At 68.2% G+C, this 20,304-nt stretch carries 19 protein-coding genes, 1 tRNA gene and 1 pseudogene; 13 read left to right on the top strand and 8 right to left on the bottom strand.

The annotated features are described in order from the left end of the window. The first annotated feature begins 53 nt into the window (after positions 1–53). Positions 54–956: a hypothetical protein gene (locus ACFQ6S_RS24635; RefSeq protein ID WP_383413615.1), complete on the top strand. Its 903-nt coding sequence runs from the start codon at positions 54–56 to the stop codon at positions 954–956. 100 nt (positions 957–1,056) lie between these two features. Here the strand turns inward: ACFQ6S_RS24635 and ACFQ6S_RS24630 are convergent, their stop codons facing one another. Next, positions 1,057–1,431, bottom strand: a complete 375-nt coding sequence (locus ACFQ6S_RS24630) for a hypothetical protein (protein ID WP_383413613.1) — start codon at positions 1,429–1,431, stop codon at positions 1,057–1,059. Positions 1,432–1,663: 232 nt separating this feature from the next. Here ACFQ6S_RS24630 and ACFQ6S_RS24625 point away from each other — a divergent pair, with 232 nt between their 5' ends. Next, positions 1,664–3,004, top strand: a complete 1,341-nt coding sequence (locus ACFQ6S_RS24625; RefSeq protein ID WP_383413610.1) for a ferric reductase-like transmembrane domain-containing protein — start codon at positions 1,664–1,666, stop codon at positions 3,002–3,004. A gap of 594 nt (positions 3,005–3,598) precedes the next feature. Here the strand turns inward: ACFQ6S_RS24625 and ACFQ6S_RS24620 are convergent. Continuing rightward, the gene (locus ACFQ6S_RS24620) at positions 3,599–3,820 is read right to left on the bottom strand and encodes a hypothetical protein (protein ID WP_149823567.1); all 222 of its coding nucleotides are present in this window, start codon (positions 3,818–3,820) and stop codon (positions 3,599–3,601) included. Positions 3,821–4,010: 190 nt separating this feature from the next. Between ACFQ6S_RS24620 and ACFQ6S_RS24615 the strand changes: the two genes are divergently transcribed. After that, on the top strand, positions 4,011–4,628 hold the full coding sequence (locus ACFQ6S_RS24615; protein WP_383413607.1) for a hypothetical protein: 618 nt from the start codon (positions 4,011–4,013) through the stop codon (positions 4,626–4,628). Here the strand turns inward: ACFQ6S_RS24615 and ACFQ6S_RS24610 are convergent. After that, the gene (locus ACFQ6S_RS24610) at positions 4,586–5,167 is read right to left on the bottom strand and encodes a hypothetical protein (protein WP_383413606.1); all 582 of its coding nucleotides are present in this window, start codon (positions 5,165–5,167) and stop codon (positions 4,586–4,588) included. The two genes, ACFQ6S_RS24615 and ACFQ6S_RS24610, sit on opposite strands and share 43 nt — an antisense overlap. A 390-nt stretch (positions 5,168–5,557) precedes the next feature. Here ACFQ6S_RS24610 and ACFQ6S_RS24605 point away from each other — a divergent pair, with 390 nt between their 5' ends. The 4 genes from ACFQ6S_RS24605 (at position 5,558) to ACFQ6S_RS24590 (ending at position 9,363) form a co-directional block, all read left to right on the top strand. Then, positions 5,558–6,133 (top strand): RNA polymerase sigma factor, encoded by a 576-nt coding sequence (locus ACFQ6S_RS24605; RefSeq protein ID WP_383413603.1) that lies wholly within the window; start codon positions 5,558–5,560, stop codon positions 6,131–6,133. Next, a complete protein-coding gene (locus tag ACFQ6S_RS24600; RefSeq protein ID WP_383413601.1) occupies positions 6,130–6,735 on the top strand; it encodes a hypothetical protein in 606 nt (201 codons plus the stop codon). The genes ACFQ6S_RS24605 and ACFQ6S_RS24600 overlap by 4 nt, the downstream gene beginning before the upstream one ends. Positions 6,736–7,858: 1,123 nt before the next feature. Next, entirely contained in the window at positions 7,859–8,062 is a 204-nt protein-coding gene (locus ACFQ6S_RS24595) for a hypothetical protein (RefSeq protein ID WP_383413598.1), read from the top strand. A 908-nt stretch (positions 8,063–8,970) separates the two neighbouring features. Beyond that, positions 8,971–9,363, top strand: a complete 393-nt coding sequence (locus ACFQ6S_RS24590) for a hypothetical protein (protein ID WP_383413595.1) — start codon at positions 8,971–8,973, stop codon at positions 9,361–9,363. 982 nt (positions 9,364–10,345) lie between these two features. Here ACFQ6S_RS24590 and ACFQ6S_RS24585 read toward each other — a convergent pair. Then, positions 10,346–10,702: a hypothetical protein gene (locus ACFQ6S_RS24585; protein ID WP_383413592.1), complete on the bottom strand. Its 357-nt coding sequence runs from the start codon at positions 10,700–10,702 to the stop codon at positions 10,346–10,348. 236 nt (positions 10,703–10,938) lie between these two features. Here ACFQ6S_RS24585 and ACFQ6S_RS24580 point away from each other — a divergent pair, with 236 nt between their 5' ends. The 3 genes and pseudogenes from ACFQ6S_RS24580 to ACFQ6S_RS24570 all read left to right on the top strand — a co-directional run. Continuing rightward, complete coding sequence (locus tag ACFQ6S_RS24580) at positions 10,939–11,226, top strand: hypothetical protein (protein ID WP_383413590.1); 288 nt, start codon at positions 10,939–10,941, stop codon at positions 11,224–11,226. Further along, complete coding sequence (locus ACFQ6S_RS24575; RefSeq protein WP_383413587.1) at positions 11,223–11,618, top strand: DUF6188 family protein; 396 nt, start codon at positions 11,223–11,225, stop codon at positions 11,616–11,618. Before ACFQ6S_RS24580 ends, ACFQ6S_RS24575 begins: the two co-directional genes overlap by 4 nt. Positions 11,619–11,986: 368 nt before the next feature. Next, positions 11,987–12,595 (top strand): annotated as a pseudogene (locus ACFQ6S_RS24570) (site-specific integrase); the annotation flags it as partial. A gap of 68 nt (positions 12,596–12,663) precedes the next feature. On the opposite strand, the gene ACFQ6S_RS24565 reads toward ACFQ6S_RS24570, so the two are convergent. Next, positions 12,664–12,739 (bottom strand) — tRNA-Arg (locus ACFQ6S_RS24565). Positions 12,740–12,948: 209 nt separating this feature from the next. Between ACFQ6S_RS24565 and ACFQ6S_RS24560 the strand changes: the two genes are divergently transcribed. Next, a complete protein-coding gene (locus tag ACFQ6S_RS24560; protein ID WP_383413585.1) occupies positions 12,949–13,545 on the top strand; it encodes an NADPH-dependent FMN reductase in 597 nt (198 codons plus the stop codon). A gap of 229 nt (positions 13,546–13,774) precedes the next feature. On the opposite strand, the gene ACFQ6S_RS24555 is transcribed toward ACFQ6S_RS24560, so the two are convergent. Next, positions 13,775–15,457 (bottom strand): IclR family transcriptional regulator C-terminal domain-containing protein, encoded by a 1,683-nt coding sequence (locus ACFQ6S_RS24555; protein ID WP_383413582.1) that lies wholly within the window; start codon positions 15,455–15,457, stop codon positions 13,775–13,777. A 136-nt stretch (positions 15,458–15,593) separates the two neighbouring features. Further along, entirely contained in the window at positions 15,594–16,874 is a 1,281-nt protein-coding gene (locus tag ACFQ6S_RS24550; protein ID WP_383413579.1) for a M6 family metalloprotease domain-containing protein, read from the bottom strand. A 287-nt stretch (positions 16,875–17,161) separates the two neighbouring features. Here ACFQ6S_RS24550 and ACFQ6S_RS24545 point away from each other — a divergent pair, with 287 nt between their 5' ends. Continuing rightward, positions 17,162–17,806 (top strand): TetR/AcrR family transcriptional regulator, encoded by a 645-nt coding sequence (locus ACFQ6S_RS24545; RefSeq protein WP_383413576.1) that lies wholly within the window; start codon positions 17,162–17,164, stop codon positions 17,804–17,806. A gap of 165 nt (positions 17,807–17,971) precedes the next feature. After that, a complete protein-coding gene (locus tag ACFQ6S_RS24540) occupies positions 17,972–19,513 on the top strand; it encodes an MFS transporter (protein ID WP_383413573.1) in 1,542 nt (513 codons plus the stop codon). 114 nt (positions 19,514–19,627) lie between these two features. Here ACFQ6S_RS24540 and ACFQ6S_RS24535 read toward each other — a convergent pair whose 3' ends face one another. Next, on the bottom strand, positions 19,628–20,167 hold the full coding sequence (locus ACFQ6S_RS24535; RefSeq protein ID WP_383413570.1) for a MarR family winged helix-turn-helix transcriptional regulator: 540 nt from the start codon (positions 20,165–20,167) through the stop codon (positions 19,628–19,630). Positions 20,168–20,304 lie beyond the last annotated feature (137 nt).

Below are 20,304 nucleotides of genomic sequence, written 5' to 3'. Positions count from 1 at the left end.
GATCGCGGGCATCGCGGGGATCCACAGGGCGCCGGCGCGGAGAGGGAACGTCGATGGAACTGGACCTGGACACTGTCGCCGACGAGCTGTACAGGCTGCGGCCGGAGGAGTTCACCGCCACCCGCGCCGCCCGCATGGCCGCGGCCCGCACGGCCGGCGACCGGGCCCTCGCGGACCGCATCGCCAAGCTGCGGCGCCCCAGCCTGTCGGCCTGGGCCAGCAACCTCCTGGTCCATGAACGGGCGAGCGAGGTCGAACCGTTGCTCCGCCTCGGCGAGGGCCTGAGACAGGCCCACCGCGACCTGGACGGAGGGCAACTGCGAGAGCTGAGCCACCGGCAACGGGTCCTGATCAGCACGTTGTCCCGCCAGGCCGGCCAACTGGCCGCGCAGGCCGGCCACCCGATCACGGAAGCCGCCCGCCTCGAGGTGGAGAACACCCTGCGCGCCGTACTCGCGGACCCCGAGGCGGCCAAGGAATGGGCGAGCGGCAGACTGGTCAAGCCCCTCGCCGCCGGTACGGGCTTCCCGGCCATGTCGGCGGACGCCCCCGCGACACCGCGCCCTGCCGCCTCCTCCGGCCCGGCACGCCCCGCCACGAAGGCCACCACGAAGGCCACGGCCAAGGCCGCCACCACGGAACGCCGCCGACGGATCGCCCAAGCCCGCAAGGAGGCGGACGAGGCCGCGCGAGAACTCCGAACACGGGAGAAGGAGGCGGCCACCGCGAGCCGCGAGGCCTTCGCCGCCAAGAAGCACTGGGACGAAGCTCAACAGCGCGTCAGCGATCTGAGCACCGAACTCCAACACGCCAGGGAGCAGCAACAGCAGGCACGTTCCGCAGAACAGACGGCCAGGGAGCATGCACGCACGGCCGACCGCAAGCTCCGGGAGACGAGGCGCAGGGCGGAGGCGGCAGCGGCGGGGGTGGAGCGACTCAGTACGCAGGAGCCGTGACGCGAGAGCCGTGACGTGGGAGTCGTGACGCGAGAGCCATGACGTGGGAGCCGTGACGCGAGAAGGGCAGGTCGCCCTCCCGAGGGCCGCGCTCCAGCCCCTATCGCTGCTCCAGTGTGCCGATCCGCCCAAAGTCCGCCCCGCTCTTCGGGCACGCCCAGATCGCCGTACCGTCCGCGACGGTCGCCGTGAGGGGATGGTTGTCCGGGTGCTCCGGACAGTGCGGCCACACAGCCGGCGCACCCACCGAGCAGAGCGTCTCGACCGCCCAGTCCTGAACCTGATCAGCGAGGTTGGCCAGACGTTCCTCGGGGGTGGCGTCCCAGGGCGGCACGATGCCCTGCCCACTCCCGTCGTGCGCATACATGACGAGCCCGAACTCGGCGTCCTCCTCGAGCCTCGGCTCTACGGAGGACTGCGCACGCAGGTCGTGCAGAACCGCGTCCAGGGCGTGCGTGAATTCCTCGTCCGACATCGCCTGCTCATCTCCTGATCGGCCCGGCCGGCATGCGCTGCTTCTGATGTTACCGAAGCGCCGAAAGCGCCGAACTCCCCTCGGATTGGGGCCGTTCCGGCATGAACGGATCCGGTCCGCGCGCCGTATCCTTACCCGATCGAGGTACGCATTAGGGCGAATTACCCGATCTTCATGGGGTTTGTGCACACGGGTCGCCAGTACCGCGACCTCGGGGGGATGAGAGGCAACCATGACGACAGTGAGCAACACGGCGCGCAGAGGCACCGTGCTTCCGGTGCACGCGGCGCGCTGGGCGATGTGGACGTTCGTCCTCGTTAACGTGGTGATCGTCGAGGCGTTGTTCGTCAGCGCCGGTTCGGGCAAGAACGGGGTGCTCACGGTCGCCAAGTTCTTCGGACTGCACGCGGCCCTGCTGATGCTGTTCCAACTGCTGCTGGTGGCCCGGCTGCCGTGGCTGGACCGCCGTATCGGAATGGACCGGCTCACGGTGTGGCACCGCTGGGTCGGCTTCACCCTGCTGTGGACCGTCCTCACCCACGCCACGCTGGTGGTGCTCGGCTACGCGCGGCTCGACGACACCTCCATGGGGAAGACGTTCGTCGCCTTGAGCGGGGTGCCGGCCTCCCTGCTGGGCATGCTCGCCGCGGCCGTGATCGTCGTGATCGCCGTGAGCTCCACCCGTGGCCTGCGGCGACGGCTCCAGTACGAGGTCTGGCACGGTCTGCACCTGCTGCTCTACGTGGCCCTGGGCCTGGCGTTCGTCCACCAGTTGCAGGAGACGACGACGTTCACGTCGTCCGCGTTCGCCACGGCCTACTGGTGGATCCTGTGGCTGTTCGCCTTCGGCGCCCTGCTGACGGGCCGGGTCGTCATGCCGCTGTGGCGCAACGCCTACCACCAGTTCCGCGTCGCGGCCGTGGTGCCGGAGTCGGACAACGTGGTCTCCGTGTACGTCACCGGCCGCCACCTCGACAAACTCCCCGCCCGGGCGGGCCAGTTCTGCATCTGGCGGTTCCCCGGACACCACCACTGGTGGCTGGCCAACCCCTTCTCCCTGTCGGCGGCGCCCGACGGACAGGGGTTGCGTCTGACGGCGAAGGCGGTGGGCAGCGCCAGCGCCGGCCTGCGGAACGTCCCGGTCGGTTCCCGTGCCTTCGTCGAGGGCCCGTACGGCGCGTTCACCTCACTGCACCGGACCCGGCCCGGCGCCCTGCTGATCGCCGGCGGCGTCGGGATCACACCCGTGCGCGCCATGCTGGAGGAGCAGGCGACCGGCGACGTCGTCGTGCTGTACCGGGTGCGCAGCGAGGCCGACGCCGTGCTGCTGAACGAGGTGCGCCGTCTGCTCGCGCTACGGGGCGGCCGATTGCACCTGCTGACCGGCAGGACCGGCGAGCACGACACCCCGCCCTTCGGTGCGGAGAGCCTGCACCGACTGGTCCCCGACATCACCGAACGCGACGTCTACGTATGTGGCCCGCCCGCCATGACCACGGCCGTACTCTCCGGCCTACGGAACCTGCGGGTCCCCGCACGACAGGTACACGCCGAGAGATTCGGCCTGGCCTGACCGGCCCTAGTACGTCAAAGGCCACCTACGACGGGTTCGTAGGTGGCCTTTTGGCGGTGTCCCCGCTTCTGGTTCATGACTCCAAGCAGGACGGTTGCCTGGGGTCATTCCGGTTGCTCGGGAGGGCCTGAGGGGTGCTGACGGCCAGGGGCGGCTACTGCGGGCGACGCAAGGCCGGTGAGGTGCTGGGCTGTGTACCAGGACGCTCACCTGCGTTCATGCGCGACCGGTCGCCGGTGTCGGAACGGCTTCGGGTCTCGCGCCTGAACGACCGTGAACGGGGTTGATCGAGACGGAACTGCAGCACCGGAGACAGTCAGCGGGTGGCTGTCGAACCCACACCTAGGCGGCCTTGGTCCGCGCCGCACGGGTGCCCGGGGCGGGCTCCTGTGCGTCCTCGGGCCAGAACATCTCCTCTTCTCCGAAGTCCGGAGCCTGGAAGGGCGTTGTCGTCGGAGGTGGCGAGACTGCGGTGGAACGGCTGGGTTGCCCCTCCAGGGCGGAGAAGAGCGACGTCGTCGGGTCGATGAGAGGTCTGCCTTTCGTTACAGGCCCCTACTGGGGCCTGGCGTGCCGTGACCGGGCACAGCGGTTCTACAGCTTGGTCATCTTGGCGTACGGGCTCAAGATCCGCATTTGCGCCGAGCCGAAATCCACGAGCGCCGCGATTCCGTCCTCGATGCCGATCACCCGGCCGAGACCGTACATGTCATGAGTGACCTGATCGCCCACAGCGAAGTGCTTGGGAACAGGTGCGACCGGGGCCTTGAAGGGGCTGGTGGGCAGGTGACGCTTCGGTGCCGCAGGTTTTGTCATGGCTCAGTATGAGCCTACGTTTGGCCCGCTTGCTGTGGCCGTGGGCACAGACGCGGACGGCTACCGCCGCGCCAGCCCTCTGACCTGGTATTTCGAGACCTCAATGAGGCCCCGGCAACGGTCACGGTTGCGACACGGACGTCAGCCGACGACAGTCAGTCACGAGTGCGCTGATCGATCAGACGCGCGCATGCCCCAGGAAACAGGCGTGAAGGGCTGCGCGGTGTTACAGGGGCGCACGCGGGGGCGCGCGCTGTTCGCGAGTGCATCGCCTTCAATGTCGCGGCCCAAGATCGTCGCCGGGCTCACGGATGCCTGCTTGCGCCAGGTGAAGATCTTCTACGACTCGGTCACCGAAGTCACCGTCCCGGCATCGGGGCTGGAAGAGACCGGGCTCGCCAAGGTGTTCGAGAACACCTACCGGCAAGTCAACATCGCCCTGGTCAACGAACTCTCCCGGATGGCTCACACACTTGGCGTGGACGTGTGGCACACCCTGGAGTTGGCGGCGACCAAGCCGTTCGGGTTCACCAAGTTCCTGCCCGGACCGGGCGTCGGGGCACTGCCCGCCCATCGACCCTGTCTACGTCAGCCATCACGTCAAGGCACGGCACGGGCAGACCTTCCGGCTCATCGAGCTGGCTCAGGACATCAACGAAAGCCAGTCCGACTACGTGGTGCGCCGCTTGCAGGGGTGCCCGTCAAATCCGGCACGACTGTGGCACGTCTCGTCTCAGGCACCGTGTCAGTCCGCGCGGCGGCCGTTCAGTCGAGGAAGTACGACCAGAACGGAATCGTGGCGTACTGATGGTCCTCGGGGGTCGGCACGGAGCGGCCGAACTCGTGGTGGAAGTAGTCGAGGAGATCAGTGCCGTAGTAAATGATGTCCGCCTGGTACATCGACAACACGGGCGTACCGGTTCGGTCCGGATCGCCCAGCAGGTACCGATGCGAGTAAATCGGCACCATCACAGGAACCTTGGACAGGTACGAGCGAGCCACGTTCAAGGCGTCTTCAGTGCCCGCCGGCCTTGGATCCCAGTCCGGGTGCCAGAAACCGTTGTGCTTCACGTCGAAGAGCACTCCATCCGCCGGCCGGGCCAACCTCTCCGCCAGGTCCTCCGGGTCGCCGTCCCGCCAGTCGGGCCAGCTACGGCTCCCCGTCGGCAGTCCTGCGCTCAGCAGCGTCCGGTGCTCCGGAGCGAAACGGAACCCCCAACGCTCCTCGACCTGATCAAGTTCCCGCTCGCTCATGCCTCGCTTGATCTCGACTCGGGCAGGGAGCATGGCAAGCAACGCCCGGGCGTTTTCAGAGGTCAGCGGGTTCTCGGGGCTGATCGGAGTCATGCGTGGAACGGTAGGACATCCGCGGGACGGGAGTCAGCGGGATTTCGCCGAGCCCTCAGCCCTTTGGGAAGCGACGGCGCTTGCGCGGCCGTATGACTGCCGACCTGGGGCACGCTATGGGCACGACGCTTCGAGGAGGACGCTGTCGTGCTGACGTGGCAGCGGTTCCAACGGCTGTACGGCCAAGTCCTCGCGGTCTGATTCGACCAGGGCGCGAGCACCGCCGCCCACCCGTCGCTGCCCGAGAAGGGCGGGCACAGCGACAGCTCGATCCGCGTCTCGTCCTGGCCTGGCAGCAGACCATGGACGACGCCCTGAACTGCTGCCGCGTCTGTACGACCTCGCCTGAAAGGATCCGGCCGGTGCCGGACAGGACGGGTTGTGGAATCCATGACGGAAGAGGAGTCGCGCCAGAGGCAGCAGGCGCGCTTCGAAAAACTGGCGCACGTGGTGGTGGAACCGTTGCACCGGTATCTGCTGCGACGGACGAGCGCCGACATGGTCGACGACATCCTGGCGGAGGTGATGCTGGTGCTGTGGCGCCGTATCGACGACGTCCCCGGCTTGGGGCCGGCGCCAGGTTCCCTGCCCGACGCCGATGACGTGCTGCCGTGGTGCTACGGGGTGGCGCGGGGCTGCCTGGCGAATGCCCGCCGTGCGGACGGGCGCCGGCTCCGGCTGGTGGAGCGGTTGATCCGGAGGCAGGAACAGCAGCCGGCTGGTGTCGCCGACCACAGCCGACTGCACGCCGCGCTCGCCGCCCTCGGGGCGCTGGATCGCGAGGTGGTGCGGCTGTGGGCGTGGGAGGAACTGGCACCCCGGCAGATCGCGGAGGCGACCGGGCTGACGCCCAACGCGGTGAGCATCCGGCTACACCGGGCGAAAAAGAAACTCGCCGAACAGTTGGGGCGAAAGCATGACGAACCGTCCGGACACAAGAGTGATGAAGGAAGGAGCGGTCAGTGAATGACGACGAGTTGCTGGCCCGGCTGAAGTCCGCGGACCCGGCGCTGACCCCACATGCTCCGCTGCCCGACATCGACCGACTTGTGGAGGACACCTTGACCACCGACACCGCGCTCCGGACCGGCGATACGGCCCCCACGAAGACCGCTGCGCGACGGAGCCGCCGTCAGCTCCTCGGACTCGCGGCGGCTGCCGGTCTGCTCCTGCTCGGCGGCGGCATCGCCGGAGGAGTCATGGCGAACAACGACAACGGGCACTCGGCCTCGGCCGGCCCGCTGAAGCTCACCACCCACCACGGCATCGGCAGCCAGAAGTGTGTAACACCCAGTCCAGACACCCTGCGCGGGTACCCGATCCTCTTCGTGGGCACGGTCACCTCCATCAAGGGCTCCACGGTCAATTTCCGCGTCGACCACTGGTTGAAGGGCGGCGACACGGAGACGGTCGTGCTCGACAGCGACCCGAGCCGGCCGGAGGCGCTGACGTTCACGGAGGATGAGCGCTACATCGTGGCCGCCGAGAACGGCGTCGTCCCGGCGTGCGGCACGAACGTGGCCTCGGACGAGACCGTCGACGAGTTCCGCCAGGCATTCGGGAAGTAGCGGAAAGCAGCCGCACGGACGATCCGAGCCCACCGACGGCCGCGGTGGGCTCGGGCCGGTTCGGGAAGTCGGCGCTTCTGTTGTCATGGCCGTGCTCCACGGTCGGCTGAGAGACGAGCGGGGGCGGGGGCAACGCCTGCGGCCGTTCTCGGCGGGACTGACCCCGGGGACCTGTCATCGCGAGAGAACCGTGCCCTGCATCACCGTCCGGCGCGCGCGGGCAGAGCTGCAGGACGGCCGGCTCTTCGGCAGGGCTCCGAAGTCTGCGGCTGGGGTGCGCCCCGTCTCCTTCCCGGCCGAGTTGCTCGACGAGGTCACGCGCCACCTGGGGCAGTTCGCCGCTACTGGTCGTGAAGGTCATGTCTTCGAGCAACTTCTGGGACGACTGGGCAAAGCCCGGACGACTGCGGGTTCACGGCCGAACAGCACTTCCACGACCCTCGGCACACCGGCAATACGCTGGCTTCCACGGCAGGGGCCAGCACGCGGTAGCTGATGATGTGGATGGAGCACAGCACCTCGCGTGCCGCGCTGATCCATCAACAGATGATTCAAGGCGCTTGAACACCACACGGTCCGCATACAAGACGGCAGTCGCCTGCCAGCCCTTGAAGAACAACGGCTCCGACTGCGGCGCAGGCTTCGAGCGATCCATGCCGAACAGGCTTACCGGAGCAGCGGGATAGGAACGACGAAAGCCCGCCTGGACGCGACCACGACGGCGTTCTGTGCCATCGTCAACTAGCAAGTCAACGGCCCCGCCCTGGGAGATGCCCAATTGGGGTGGGGCTTCTGTGGTGACGGCTCGTGATGGGACCCAGCCGCACGCGGAGGGCAAGACGGGGGCACAACTTGCTCCGGCGGGTGTGTAGAAACCAACGCCAGCAAACGCCATTCACCCACGGGCGTTGCACCAGCAGTGTAGAGACCTAAGGAGCAGACGAGTTGCAGGTAAGCATCCCCACAATGGCCCGTATGAGGGACCGTGAGCCTTTTCTGCGGCGCCCAACATATGTCCTGACAGGAGAGGCGCCAATATGGGTCCAAGCAGGAGGCCCGCACCACCGATCGGGCTTGGCGGCAGGGTCGGTGGGGCGGGCACTGAGTACCAGGAGGTACCGCTATGAGTGTGGCTCCAATCCGCTCCGTACTGTCAATCGCTCGCCCGAAGGACTGGGCAGCCCTGCTCATCGTCATCGTGATCGTCTATGTCCCGGCGGCACAGATCCAGGACATCCTGACCAGCCTGATCGCTCTGTCAGGAGTGCTCGTCTCGGGCTCAGCAGTCAGGGCCGTATCAGCGCGACAGCCGCAGACGACCGCCTAAGGGCGGCCCAGGCTCGATCGGGCCACGATGTGAGTCCCACACGGGAAGCCGGGAGAAAGGCCAGTGTGCCCCTTGCGTGCCCGATCGAGCAGGCGGCGTGTCTAGATCCACTGTGACGTGCGGCCGAAGCGGCCACGGCAGTCGCTGGCGGCAACGTCGGCATACGTTGTAGTACCACGAGGGCTCGCCCCGCATCATTCGGAGCGGCATGCGCTGCTTTTCGTCGCGAGAGAGGCCGCCAGGGGCGCGCTTCCAAAGAAGCACTCCACCCTCGCGCGCGGACGACAGACGCATGCGACCGTGATCGGCGCGCGTCATGGTGACTTGCGCCGGGCTGAGGGCATCTAGGAGAACCATGCGGTCCCTGTTCCCTCGGATGCGAAGCCCGGGGACTCCGCGGATGCCTCCGTAGAAGTGATCGAGCCGCGGCAGGAGCTCACGAAGAACCTCGTCCGAGATGTCGGACTCCAGGGTCAGTTCCAAGCTGTGACCGTCTGGCCCCGCTTCACGCACGCCAAGAAGAGCACCTTTGAGTTGACGGTCCTTGAAGCTGCTTGCCAACACATGGGCTACGTGCGCTTCTAGACGGCGCTGATGAGGAACTGCGGCATCTGCAACCGAGGGCCCGAGATAGACGTTGGCCTGCCGGGCCAGCCTGGAAGTGGTCGAGAGCGTGAGTGACGTCTGGTTACGGATCTTCTTGGCCAGACGGTTGGTGTTGCGTGAGCTGGACATGCGTCGGCCCTCCTTATTTGCCGCCCGGCGACGACAAGAAGAGACAGATCGGATGTCCCAAGGCGTATTGACTGCCAGCTGCGGGTGACTCTCGGCGATTGCTGAGGTTGCGGTGCCGCGCCACAGGATCGTTCTGGTTCTTTGAAGTCGGCCAGTGACGGGAAGGTAGGGGCATGGCCGCAATAGATGTCGCGCTACCTCTCTTGTCAGTACTGATCGGTAGTGCGATCACGTACCTCCTCAACGTGAGGACCCGAAGGCGGTCGAAGGTCGAGGATTTGTTCCACGCCGCGATCGAGGCCGTTGCTGTGACTGTCGCACGGCATCACTTCTACAATCGGCTCCACGCTTGGGATGGCTCGACGCCCGAGGACCACGCCGAGTTGAACAGGCAGATGGGACGTGAGGGGATGGAGAGCTATGCCCGCGCCGTCGCTGAGGCCCGCGCCGCCCTGGCACGCGCATCGGTGTATGCGCCAGAGCTGAAGGAGTACTTCGGAAACAACATGGACGTGGTGTACTTCCGAGCTGACGAGATCATCGAGAAGTTGCGCCGTCGGCTCTGATAGGTACTCACCTTCGCCCTTCCTGTGCGCGCTCTGACCCACGCGGCCGGTGCGGAGCCGATCGCCCCAGCCACCCGCGATCCCCACCCGCGGCCCGCATGATCCGGTACAGCTCCAGCCATCGCGCACCTGCTTTTGGATCAAGGCGTCGGTGGTGGCAAGGACGGCGTGGTTCGCATGCCAGGCAGACGGTTCCCCGAGTCCTGGTGCGGGGCGACTTCCTTCTCGCACGATCGGGCACGGTACCTACTGATCCGAAGCTCACAGATACGCCGCGAACCGGTAGCGGCTGCTGGTTCCATTGGAGTCATGTCGACGCCTCCGCCCCCGGGCGATGAGCAAGCATTGCTCCAGTACCAAGCGGTAGCCGCCCGCCGAGCCGGCTTTGACACGATGATGTGGCAAGTGCCTGGTCTGGGGCTGACGGCTCAGGCGTTCCTCATGACAATCGCCCTCAGCCCAGAGACAGGGCAACTGGCACGGGTCACTTCTGGGGTGCTGTCGATGGTGGTGTCCTTCCTGTCCGTGCAGCTCTTGGCCAAGCACCGCCTCCACGAACTGGCTGACAGCATCTGGTTACAGGAGTTCGAGAGGGTGAGGGGACTGCCTGAAGTCCATGCTCCAGGAGCAGAGCGCTGCCAAGCTGCGGGCATTCAGTCCAAGGGCCTGGTCAAGCTTCGTTCCCATCGAGTGTGGACCGTTGGGTTGGCTGCGTTCGGAGTTGTCGGATTCGGCGTAGCCGTTGCCGCCCTGGTGCGGCCCTAAATCACGACTGAGCAGGCGTGGGGCGCTCTCAGCTTGGGAAGCTGCGATCATTCGCGAGCGGTTCAGGCGTTGACCTGGGCAAACGGTCGGGGTGTGGTCTTGTCGGGTCCGGCGGCTTTCACTGTGAGTCCCCGCTGTTTCCCGCTCGATCTGGTGCGCTGGTGGTGCGCCTCGTCTCCACCTTGCACGGATCAGCCCCATGGCCGCCGGGCCGGGCTTACAGGACCACGCGTGACTCGCTGTCACCACGCCTGAGAACGACGTGCGCCGGCCGGAACGGCAGCCCGCTCAGAGTTGGCTGCATGACCTTGAAGAGAGCATCGGCATCCGGTCCATAGGCGTAGACGACCGCTTCGCCCCCACCAAACTCGTTGCCGTCGACCTCGCCCACGTCGGCCGCCTCGACCGCTGCTGCCATTGCCTGCTCGGCTCCGTAGACCAGCTCCCGCTGGTCGGCCTCGCCGAAACCGCCACTGGCGAGCCGGAAGTGTGCAATGACGGCGTGCTCCTCATCCCCACTCTCAGGGGCAACGGGTGTCTCCATGGCCGACACACTCTCATCGGCGTCTGACATCGGCATTGCCCCGCCTCTTCCTCGGCGCATAACACCCAACACGCTTTCCAACTGTGGTGGTGGGGTGTTGGGGTGCGCGGGGACGTTCACCCGGGTTCATGGGCGGCCACCGACGCGGGCACGGCTTCCGGTCCCGTCTGAACGACCGTGAACGGGGCTGAATGAGACTGACACTGAGACAGTGGCCGCCGGAATCTCAGCGGCGCTGCGCGGTCTCCCGTGACATGTTGGGCCGCATGGACGACGTGACGGACCCTCGCAACCCTGCCGGGATCCGAGTGGGGGACATCTACGAGGACTGCTCCTTCCACCCGGTGCTCTGCACTGAGATCGACGATGACGGCGGCGTGGTCCTCAGCGGCATCTCTCTGATCGACAGCACCTTCCCGCGCTCGTGCGACGCCCAGTACTGCGCACCGATCCGGATACCGATCGAGGACGTCATGGCCATCAAGAACGACCTGGAGGGGTACGCCAGTCGACGGCAAGCCGAACTGTGTGCCGGAGGCCGGGAGTCGAAATGAAAGTGCCTACAGGTCTGATCGGGTGTCTCGTGGCGCGCACGGCCTTCGATCACCAGATGCGGCTGAACCTGTCCGCTCCCGCTGTGGGCGGAGGGCACGGCGTGGATGCCGAGTTGATTGTGGAGACACCGTTTCTGCTCCGAGACGCGGGCGGCAAATGGCACGAGCTGGCGCCGGGATCGGGTGTGCATCTCGCCCCCGTGCTCGGTCTCTTCGAGCAGTCGATCACGGCCGTTGACGTCCAGGACCGCGGTGCCCTCAGCATCGAATTTGGCGACGGCGCCAGCTTGCGTATCGGCCCGGACCCGCAGTTCGAGTCCTGGCACTTGATCGGACGCGGCATGAGCCATCTCATCATCGGACCTGGCGGCGAGGAGCACTGGGAACGTTGACGCTGGCCAGGCCACGAACTCGTTCGCGCTCTCAGATTGGGAAGCTTGGGTTCTTTGTAGCGGTTGCTGCGCTGACCTGCGGCGGAGTCATGTTGGCGTCCTGGTCGCACTCTGGGCAGCATCCCGCTGTTCCCCATGGTTCCCCGCAGGATCTGGCTCGTGATTGGCACGGCCCCTTCGCCTCTAAGGTCACTTGGACAGAGCTGGGCCCTGGAGTGTCTGAACCTCAGCGGCGACAGTCAGCCACGACGTCGGGCGCACCGACCGACCACCCACGTGTGTGCCTCGTCGCACCCCCACAGGCCTCAGCCACGCTGTCATGACGTCGACCAGAGCAACCCGCGACCGCGGGCCCGTAACGGTGGCTCCAGACGCTCGACTTCCTCGCGGCCTCCCGCAAAGACCCGCTCTACGCGCCCTTCGTCCTCGCCATCGCGATGGGCCTGCGCCGAGGGGTGATCGTCGGTCTCCGCTGGTCTGACCTCGACCTCGACAACCGCGTCCTCTACGTCCGCCGGCAGACCCAGCGCCGCAGTGGCGTCCTCTACGACGACGATCCGAAGAGCCGTCGGCGCCGAGCCGTCCCGCTGCCCGCGCTCCGCAAAGCACCCCTGCGCTGGCACCGGCTGCGGCAGGCAGCTGCGCGCACTGAGGCGGGGGAGAGGTGGCACGAGTCCGACCACGTCTTCGCCACCCGCACCGGCCGCCAGGTCGAGCCCCGGAACCTCTACCGCTCCTTCACCCGCGTCGCCGAGTCCGCCGGCCTCCGCGTCATCCGCCTCCACGACGCCCGCCACGGCACGGCGACCCTCCTCACGGCGGCCGGAGTCGCGCCCCGCGTCGTGATGGAGATCCTCGGGCACTCCCAGATCAGCATCACCATGGACGTGTACACGCACGTCGTGCAGGACACCCAGCGCGAAGCCATGAGCCACATGGACCGGCTACTGCGGAAGCGGCGGCCCGGTCGTCAGTGACCGTCCCCGTTGATGTCAGAAGTGGATGTCAAAGGCCCCGGACCATGATCGGTCCGGGGCCTTTTGGCTGGTGCCCCCGGCAGGATTCGAACCTGCGACACCCGCTTTAGGAGAGCGGTGCTCTATCCCCTGAGCTACGAAGGCAGAAGGCGCCCTGACAGCGTAGCGGATCCGTACCTCGGGGTTCGCCCCGGTTGTCGGTGATCGATGGTGCGGCTCAGTGATCTTCGGTGGGTCACCTCAGCCCCGCTTGACCTCAAGTTAGCTTGAGATTTTACGTTGCTTCCGCGGGCCCCGCTCAGCGGCGCGCCCCGCGATCACACCCACCCGTTCCCCGGAATCGAGGTACACCCATGTCCCACGCCTCCCAGCCCCCGCTCAAGATCGGCGTTCTCATCGGCAGCGTCCGGCCCGGCCGGTTCGCCGACAAGGTGGCCCAGTGGTTCGTGGCCGAGATCGGGCGTCGGGATGACATGGAGACGCATGTCATCGATCTGTCCGAGCCCGCCCTCGCCGACGAGCTCAAGCTCACCCTGGAGCGGTCCGACGCGCCGGGCGATGCCCCGACCCTCGCCCAGCGCATCGGAGGGCTCGACGGGTTCGTCGTCGTGACGCCGGAGTACAACCACGGGTACCCGGCCGCCCTCAAGCTGGCCATCGACTACGTCTACCGGGAGTGGCGGGCCAAGCCGGTCGGCTTTGTCTCCTACGGCGGTATGGCCGGCGGCCAGCGCGCCGTCGAACAGTTGCGTCAGGTCTTCGCCGAACTGCACGCCGTCACCCTGCGCGACACCGTCAGCTTTCACATGGCCTGGGAGCAGTTCGACGACGAGGGACGCCCGCACGATCAGGACGGCACCACCAAGGCCGCCGATGTCCTGCTCGACCAGCTCGCCTGGTGGGGACTGACCCTGCGCGAGGGCCGGACCGCCAGGCCGTACGACGGCTAGTGCCGTGCGTGCCGCCAAGCCGCAGGACGGCTGAGGACCGGACCGTCAGCCTCCACGACGGCCGAAGCCCCAGCCGCCACGCTGCACGACCGCCGAAGCCCCACCCGTCAGGCTGCACGACGGCAGAAGACCGGCCCGCCACGCTGCACGACAGCCGAAGCCCGGCCCGCCACGCTCCACCACGACCGAAAACCGGCCGAACCACCAGGCGCCCTCCGACCCACCCCCCTCAAGACACCGCCACCCGAGCAAACCGCCCCGCCACCCGAAGCTCCCCCTCCACCCGCCCAGCCGTCTCCATCAGCTCCGGGAGCACCTCCCGCACGCACTCCTCCACCGACCTCCGTGCCGCATGCATCGCCACGTTCAGCGCGGCGACCACCCGGCCCGTCCGGTCCCGTACCGGTACCGCCACCGAGCGCAGGCCCGCCTCCAACTCCTCGTCGACCAGGGCGTATCCGCGGGTGTGGGTCTCCTCGAGGGCGGCGGTCAGGGCCGAGGGGGTCGTGATGGTCTGGGGGGTGAGGGGGCGCAGTCCGCCCGTCGGGCCGGTCGACTTGCGTTCAGCCGGGGGGCGGTCCGCCAGCAGCACCCGCCCCAGCGACGTCGCGTATGCCGGGAGCCGCGTGCCGACCGTGATGTTGACGCTCATCACGCGGCTCGTGGCGGCCCGGGCGATGTACTGGACCTCCTCTGCGGAAGGGGTCAGCACCGCCAGGGACGCCGACTCGTGGACGCGGCCGGCGAGTTCGGCCAGGTGCGGGGTCGCGATCTGGGCCAGGGACGTGCGGGACAGGGGCGGGTAGCCGAGGGACAGCACGCGGGGGGTCAAGGCGAAGGACCGGTTTCCTGACGGCCGTACCAGGCCCAGGTGTTCGTAGGTGATGAGCGCGCGTCGGGCCGTCGCCCGGGCCAGGCCGGTCGCGTTCGCCACGTCCGTGAGCGTCAGTTCCGCCCGGCCCTCTCCGAAGGCGGTCAGTACGGTCAGTCCGCGCGCCAGCGACTCGACGAATTCCCGGCCCAGTTCTTGCTTGGAGGCGCCCGTCCAGGTCGCGAGGCCCGCCGGAACCGGGCCGGGGCGCTGCTGTGGGGCCTCGCGCAGCGCGCGTTCCATCTCGGCGACCGCCGTCCGCAGGCGGGGGAGGAGCGTGTCGCGCAGGTCCGCGGCCGTGTGCCGGCTCGTGTGGCTCACCACGCTCACCACACAGGCGATACGGCCGCCCGCCCGGGGGTCCTTCACCGGTACGGCCATCGCGACCAGCCCCGGCTCGATCAACTGGTCGTCCAGCGCCCAGCCGTCCTCGCGCGCCCGCGCCGCCCGGCGTTCGAAGTCCGCGTCGGAGGACGGGTGCACCTGCCACGGTGCGGCCGGAAAGCCCCGGTCCTCGGGGTCCGTCGCCCGGCGCTCGCGCCACGTCTGCCACTGCGGCTGCGCCCACTCCGTCGCGAACAGCGGGCCCGGCGCCGTGCGTTCGGCCGGGAGCAGGTCGCCGATGCGGAAGCTGAGGGACATCGCGCGGCGGCGGGTGGCCTGGTGGATGAAGCGGATGCCGTCACGGTCGGCGACCGCGAGCGACACCGACTCGTCCAACTCGTCGGCGAGCGCGTCCGCGTGCGCGGAGAGCAGGCCGGGCAGGCCGAGGGCGGCCAGGTAGGCGTTGCCCAGTTCCATGACGCGCGGCGCCAGGGCGATGTCACGGCCGTCGAGACGGACGTATCCCATGCGGGCGAGCGTGGACGTGATCCGGTCCACCGTCGAGCGCGCCAGCCCGGTGCTCCGCTCCAGCCCGCTCGCGCTCAGCGTCCCGCCGGCCTCCGTCAGCCGCCGCAGCACCGCGACACCCCGGATCAGCGGCGTGACCGCCTCCACCGGCAGGGCTCGGTCGTCGTCCAGGGTCGTCTTCGCGGGCATCGGCTCTCCGTACGGCGTTCGCGGCAGCCCTAACCGTAATCCGACACCCGCGCGCGTACGGCAATCCCGGGCCAGGTGGCCGTACGACGATCCCAGCTCAAGCCCCCAAGCCCCCCACCCCCTCCTCGCGGCCGGCCTACTCCCGAGTCACCCGCACCCGATACGCCCCCGTCAGATCCGCCCCCACCACCGCCACCCGCACCCCCCGCTTCTCGTCCTGGAACTCCTCCCCGGGCACGAACGTCGCGTCGGACAGTTCGGCGTGGACGTTCGGGCTGCGGGTGCAACCCCCGCTGTTCTCCTGGGAATCGTGGACCCTCACCGGTCCCATCCCGGTGTCCACATCCGCGTCGACCCGGTAGACCAGGACGCCGGGGCGGCACACGGCCTCGTCGTTGCCCTCGCGGGTGCGTAGTTCCAGGGCGTATCCGGTGCGGCGGCTCAGGGGTACGAACACCAGCTTCGGGCCGCCCTCGCGGGCCAGCGGGGTCAGGGCGTACTCGGTGGTCCCCGGGGTCGACGCGCAGCGTATCTGCGCGTCGTCCAGCCAGCCGAGCTTCCACTTGTGCCAGCCGAGCAGGTCGTTGTTGGCCCCCCAGTCCTCGCTCATGATGTCCCAGTGGCCCACCGCGCTCCCGCCCTCGGCGGTGTACAGGTCGGGCAGGCCGAAGACGTGGCCGTTCTCGTGGGGGAGGACCCGGTAGCCGGTGCGGTGGTAGGTGCCGGAGCCGTCGTCCTGGCGGGAGTAGACGAAGGAGGCGTTGGCCACCGAGACACCGTCGGCGACCGGGGCCTCGCTGTTGCCCGCGAAGGTCACCGACAGGACCGTGTCCAGGGCCGACGGGCCGGCGTTGGGTGTCACCAGCACGTTCAGGAAGTCGTACGCCCGGAAGTCCACCTTCGGATCGGCCGCGACCACGATGTCCTGGACCAGCTCCCGGTACCCCGGGTCGAAGGGTGCGCCGCGCTCTATGCCGTACGCCCGGAAGGACTTGGGCATGCGCAGCCAGCCGGGGATCGGGGTCTCGGGGTGGTAGTCGAGGCGGCCGTAGGAGCTGGTGCGGAACCAGTCCTGGGTCTGCGGGAAGAACTCGGAGAAACGGTCCAGGGCGCGGCCGGGGCCGGGGGCGTCGGGGAAGTCGACCATCACCGTCAGGGCGCGCACGGTGCCGGTGGAGCGGGAGTAGCCGCGTACCGTCGGCACGCCTTCGGACATCTGGATCGCCGGCCGGCCGCTGATCATGCAGGGGCGCAGGGCGGAGGGGTGCTCCGGAGAGATCGGGCCCGCCCCGGCCACCGTCGAGGATCCCGCCGTGAGGTGCCCGCTGCCTGCCGAGGTGCTGACCGCCAGTGTCAGGGCGGTCACGGAGACGAGGGCGGCCACACGGCGGGGGCGTATCCGACGGCTCGGCTGCATGCATGGGCCCTTCAGTCCATGGCAGCCCGCCGGCCTGCGCGCTGCACCCTCTCGATCACCCTGTGTCGAGGGCTGCGCGGGCGCGCGTTGGAAGAGACCGAACGTGGGCCGAACGTGTGTTCTTTGGCCCATCATGTGTGACTCAGGTCACATGGATTCTTTTCCGGGTGGGAAATAACCGGGGATCCTCTCCCCGTTTAGCCATGTGTCCGAGCGAAACGGGGACAGCTTCCCCGGATCGCCGCCCAGCATCATCAATAGCCATCCAGCAGCACCAGGAGTACGCCGTGCAGACCGTGACCCCCGTACCGCGCAAGGCGCCCCGGCCGCGCGCCGACGCTCTGCGCAACCGGGAGCGGATCGTCACCGCCGCCCAGGAGATGTTCGTCGAGTTCGGCCCGGACGTGCCGTTGGACGAGATCGCCCGCCGGGCCGGCGTCGGCAATGCCACGGTGTACCGCAACTTCCCCGACCGCGACGCGCTGGTTCGCGAGGTCGTCTGCTCCGTCATGGACCGTACGACGGCGGCGGCCGAGCTCGCGCTCGCACAGACCGGGGACGCGTTCGAGGCCCTGGAGCGCTTTGTGCACACCGCTGCGGACGAGCGGATCAGTGCACTGTGCCCCATGGTCCAGAGCACCTTCGACAAGCACCACCCGGACCTGGAGGCCTCGCGGGAGCGGGCCGAGCAGCTGATCGGGGCGATCATGGACCGCGCCAAGGTGGCCGGCCAGCTCCGCACCGACGTGGACGTCGGCGACCTCATGATCGCCGTGGCCCAGCTCAGCCGGCCCCCGGCCGGAACCGGGTGCGACATGGCCGACCGCTATGTCCACCGTCATCTTCAGCTGTTCCTGGACGGACTGCGGGCCCCGGCCCGCTCGGTCCTGCCGGGTGAGGCGATCACGATGGAGGACCTGCGCAAGTCCTGACCGATTAGTTCAGGCCGCCAGAGCGGTCATCCACACCTGGCCATCGAACAACCAGCCACCTAAGACACCCAAGCCAAGCCACCGAACTCACCGGCCGTCAGAGCCGACGAGCCGTCCCCTTTTTGTTTCCTTTTTCCGTCACGAAGTCCCGAAGTGGGTAGACCCATGTCTGAAACGGCCGCAAAGGCTCCCGGCAGCGCCCTCGGCGCCGTCGATCCCAATCGCTGGAAAGCGCTCGCGTTCATCGCGATAGCCCAGCTGATGGTCGTGCTCGACGCGACCATCGTGAACATCGCTCTGCCCTCCGCCCAGCAGGACCTGGGCATCTCCGACGGCAACCGGCAGTGGGTCGTCACGGCCTACGCCCTCGCCTTCGGTGGTCTGCTGCTGTTCGGCGGCCGTATCGCCGACCTGTGGGGACGCAAGCGTGCCTTCGTCATCGGTCTGGGCGGCTTCGCCGCGGCCTCCGCGCTGGGCGGTGCGGCCACCAACGAGGCCATGATGTTCGGCGCCCGCGCCCTGCAGGGTGCGTTCGGCGCGCTGCTCGCCCCGGCCGCGCTCTCGCTGCTCGCCGTGATGTTCACCGATGCCAAGGAGCGCGCCAAGGCGTTCGGCATCTACGGCGCCATCGCCGGTGGTGGCGGTGCCGTCGGTCTGATCCTCGGCGGATTCCTCACCGAGTACCTGGACTGGCGCTGGACCTTCTTCGTCAACATCCCGTTCGCCATCGTCGCCGCGGCCGGTGCCTGGTACGTCATCCGTGAGCCCGAGGGCGGCCGCAACCGCTCCTCGCTCGACATCCCCGGCGTGGTCCTGTCCACCCTCGGTCTGGTCGCGCTGGTCTACGGCTTCACCCGCGCCGAGTCCAACGGCTGGGGCGACTCCCTGACGGTCGGCATGTTCGTCGCCTCCGGCGTGCTGCTGCTGGCCTTCGTCCTCGTCGAGGCCAAGGTCAAGGCCCCGCTGCTGCCGCTGCGCGTGGTCACCGAACGCAACCGCGGCGGTGTCTACCTCTCGCTCGGCCTCGCGATCATCGCGATGTTCGGCCTGTTCCTCTTCCTCACCTACTACCTGCAGATCGTCAAGGGCTACTCGCCGGTGAAGACCGGCTTCGCCTTCCTGCCGATGATCGTGGGCATGATCACGGGCTCCACCCAGATCGGCACCCGTCTGATGACCCGGGTCGCGCCGCGGCTGCTGATGGGCCCCGGCTTCCTGGTCGCCGCCCTCGGCATGCTGCTGCTGACCCAGCTGGAGATCGGCTCCTCGTACGCCGCGCTCCTGCTGCCCGCGATGCTGCTGCTCGGCCTCGGCATGGGTACGGCGTTCATGCCGGCGATGTCGCTCGCCACGCAGGGCGTCAAGCCGCAGGACGCCGGTGTCGCCTCCGCGATGGTCAACACCTCGCAGCAGGTGGGCGGCGCGATCGGTACGGCCCTGCTGAACACGATCGCCGCCTCGGCGACCACGTCCTACATCGCCGACCACATCGGCGGCGCCTCCAGCCGGTCCCAGCAGCAGCTGGTCCAGCTGGAGGGCATGGTGGAGGGCTACACCAGCGCCATCTGGTTCGCCGTCGGCATCCTGGTCGCGGCCGCGGCCATCGCCCTGACCTTCGTCAACGCCGGCCGTCCGGGCGGCACGACGGTGGCCTCCTCCGAGGAGGGCGCCGCGGACGAGGTCGCAGTGCCGGTCGTCGCGCACTGACACCGGCGACGACCGTCCGGTCGTACCCCTTGAGACCGGGCGTACGTACGGGGATGGGGACGCTCCGTACGTAACGCCTCGAAGGACCTGCCCCGGCCTCGCTGAATGAGCGGTTCAGCGGAGCCAGGGCAGGTCCGCACCCGCTTCGCTCGGCTGAAGGCCCTCGGCGACGATCTGCATGATCTCGCCGAGGGCCTTCTGCTGCTCCGGCGTGAGCCGGTCGAACATCGCCTGCCGCACCGCCTCCACATGGCCGGGTGCCGCCTCCCGCAGCATCGCCATGCCCGCGTCCGTCAGCACCGCGAACTGGCCCCGCTTGTCGTCGGGACAGTCCTCGCGCCGCACCCAGCCGCTCTTCTCCAGGCGCGCGATGGCGTGCGAGAGACGGGAGCGGGTGATCTTCGCGAGCATCGCCAGCTCGGTCATCCGCAGCCGGCGGTGCGGGGACTCGGCGAGCTTGACCAGCAGCCCGTAGTAGATGTGCGGCATGCCCGCGTCCCGCTGGAGCTGGCGGTCCATGTGGTCCCAGAGCAGGGTCGTCGCCTCGATGTAGGAGCGCCAGACCTGCTGCTCCTCGACGGTGAGCCAGCGCGTCTCCCGCGCGGGTGCGGACGCGTCGGATGCGGGTGGCGCGGAGGTCGATGCCGTATTCATGTACCCCACTGTACGAGAGCTCTCCTTGAAATTTTAACTACTTGGACGTACGGTTTCCGGCAGAGGAAGCTTTAAGTTTGAAGCAACTGAGTGAAGCAACTGAGTGAAGCAACTGTTGCGAAGCATCTGACCTCCCG

Origin of the sequence: Streptomyces sp. NPDC056479, assembly GCF_042795335.1 — a bacterium.
In the GTDB taxonomy this organism is placed as follows: Bacteria; Actinomycetota; Actinomycetes; order Streptomycetales; family Streptomycetaceae; genus Streptomyces.
The sequence above is the reverse complement of the archived record's forward strand: the minus strand, read 5'-3'. Positions and strand labels throughout refer to the sequence as shown.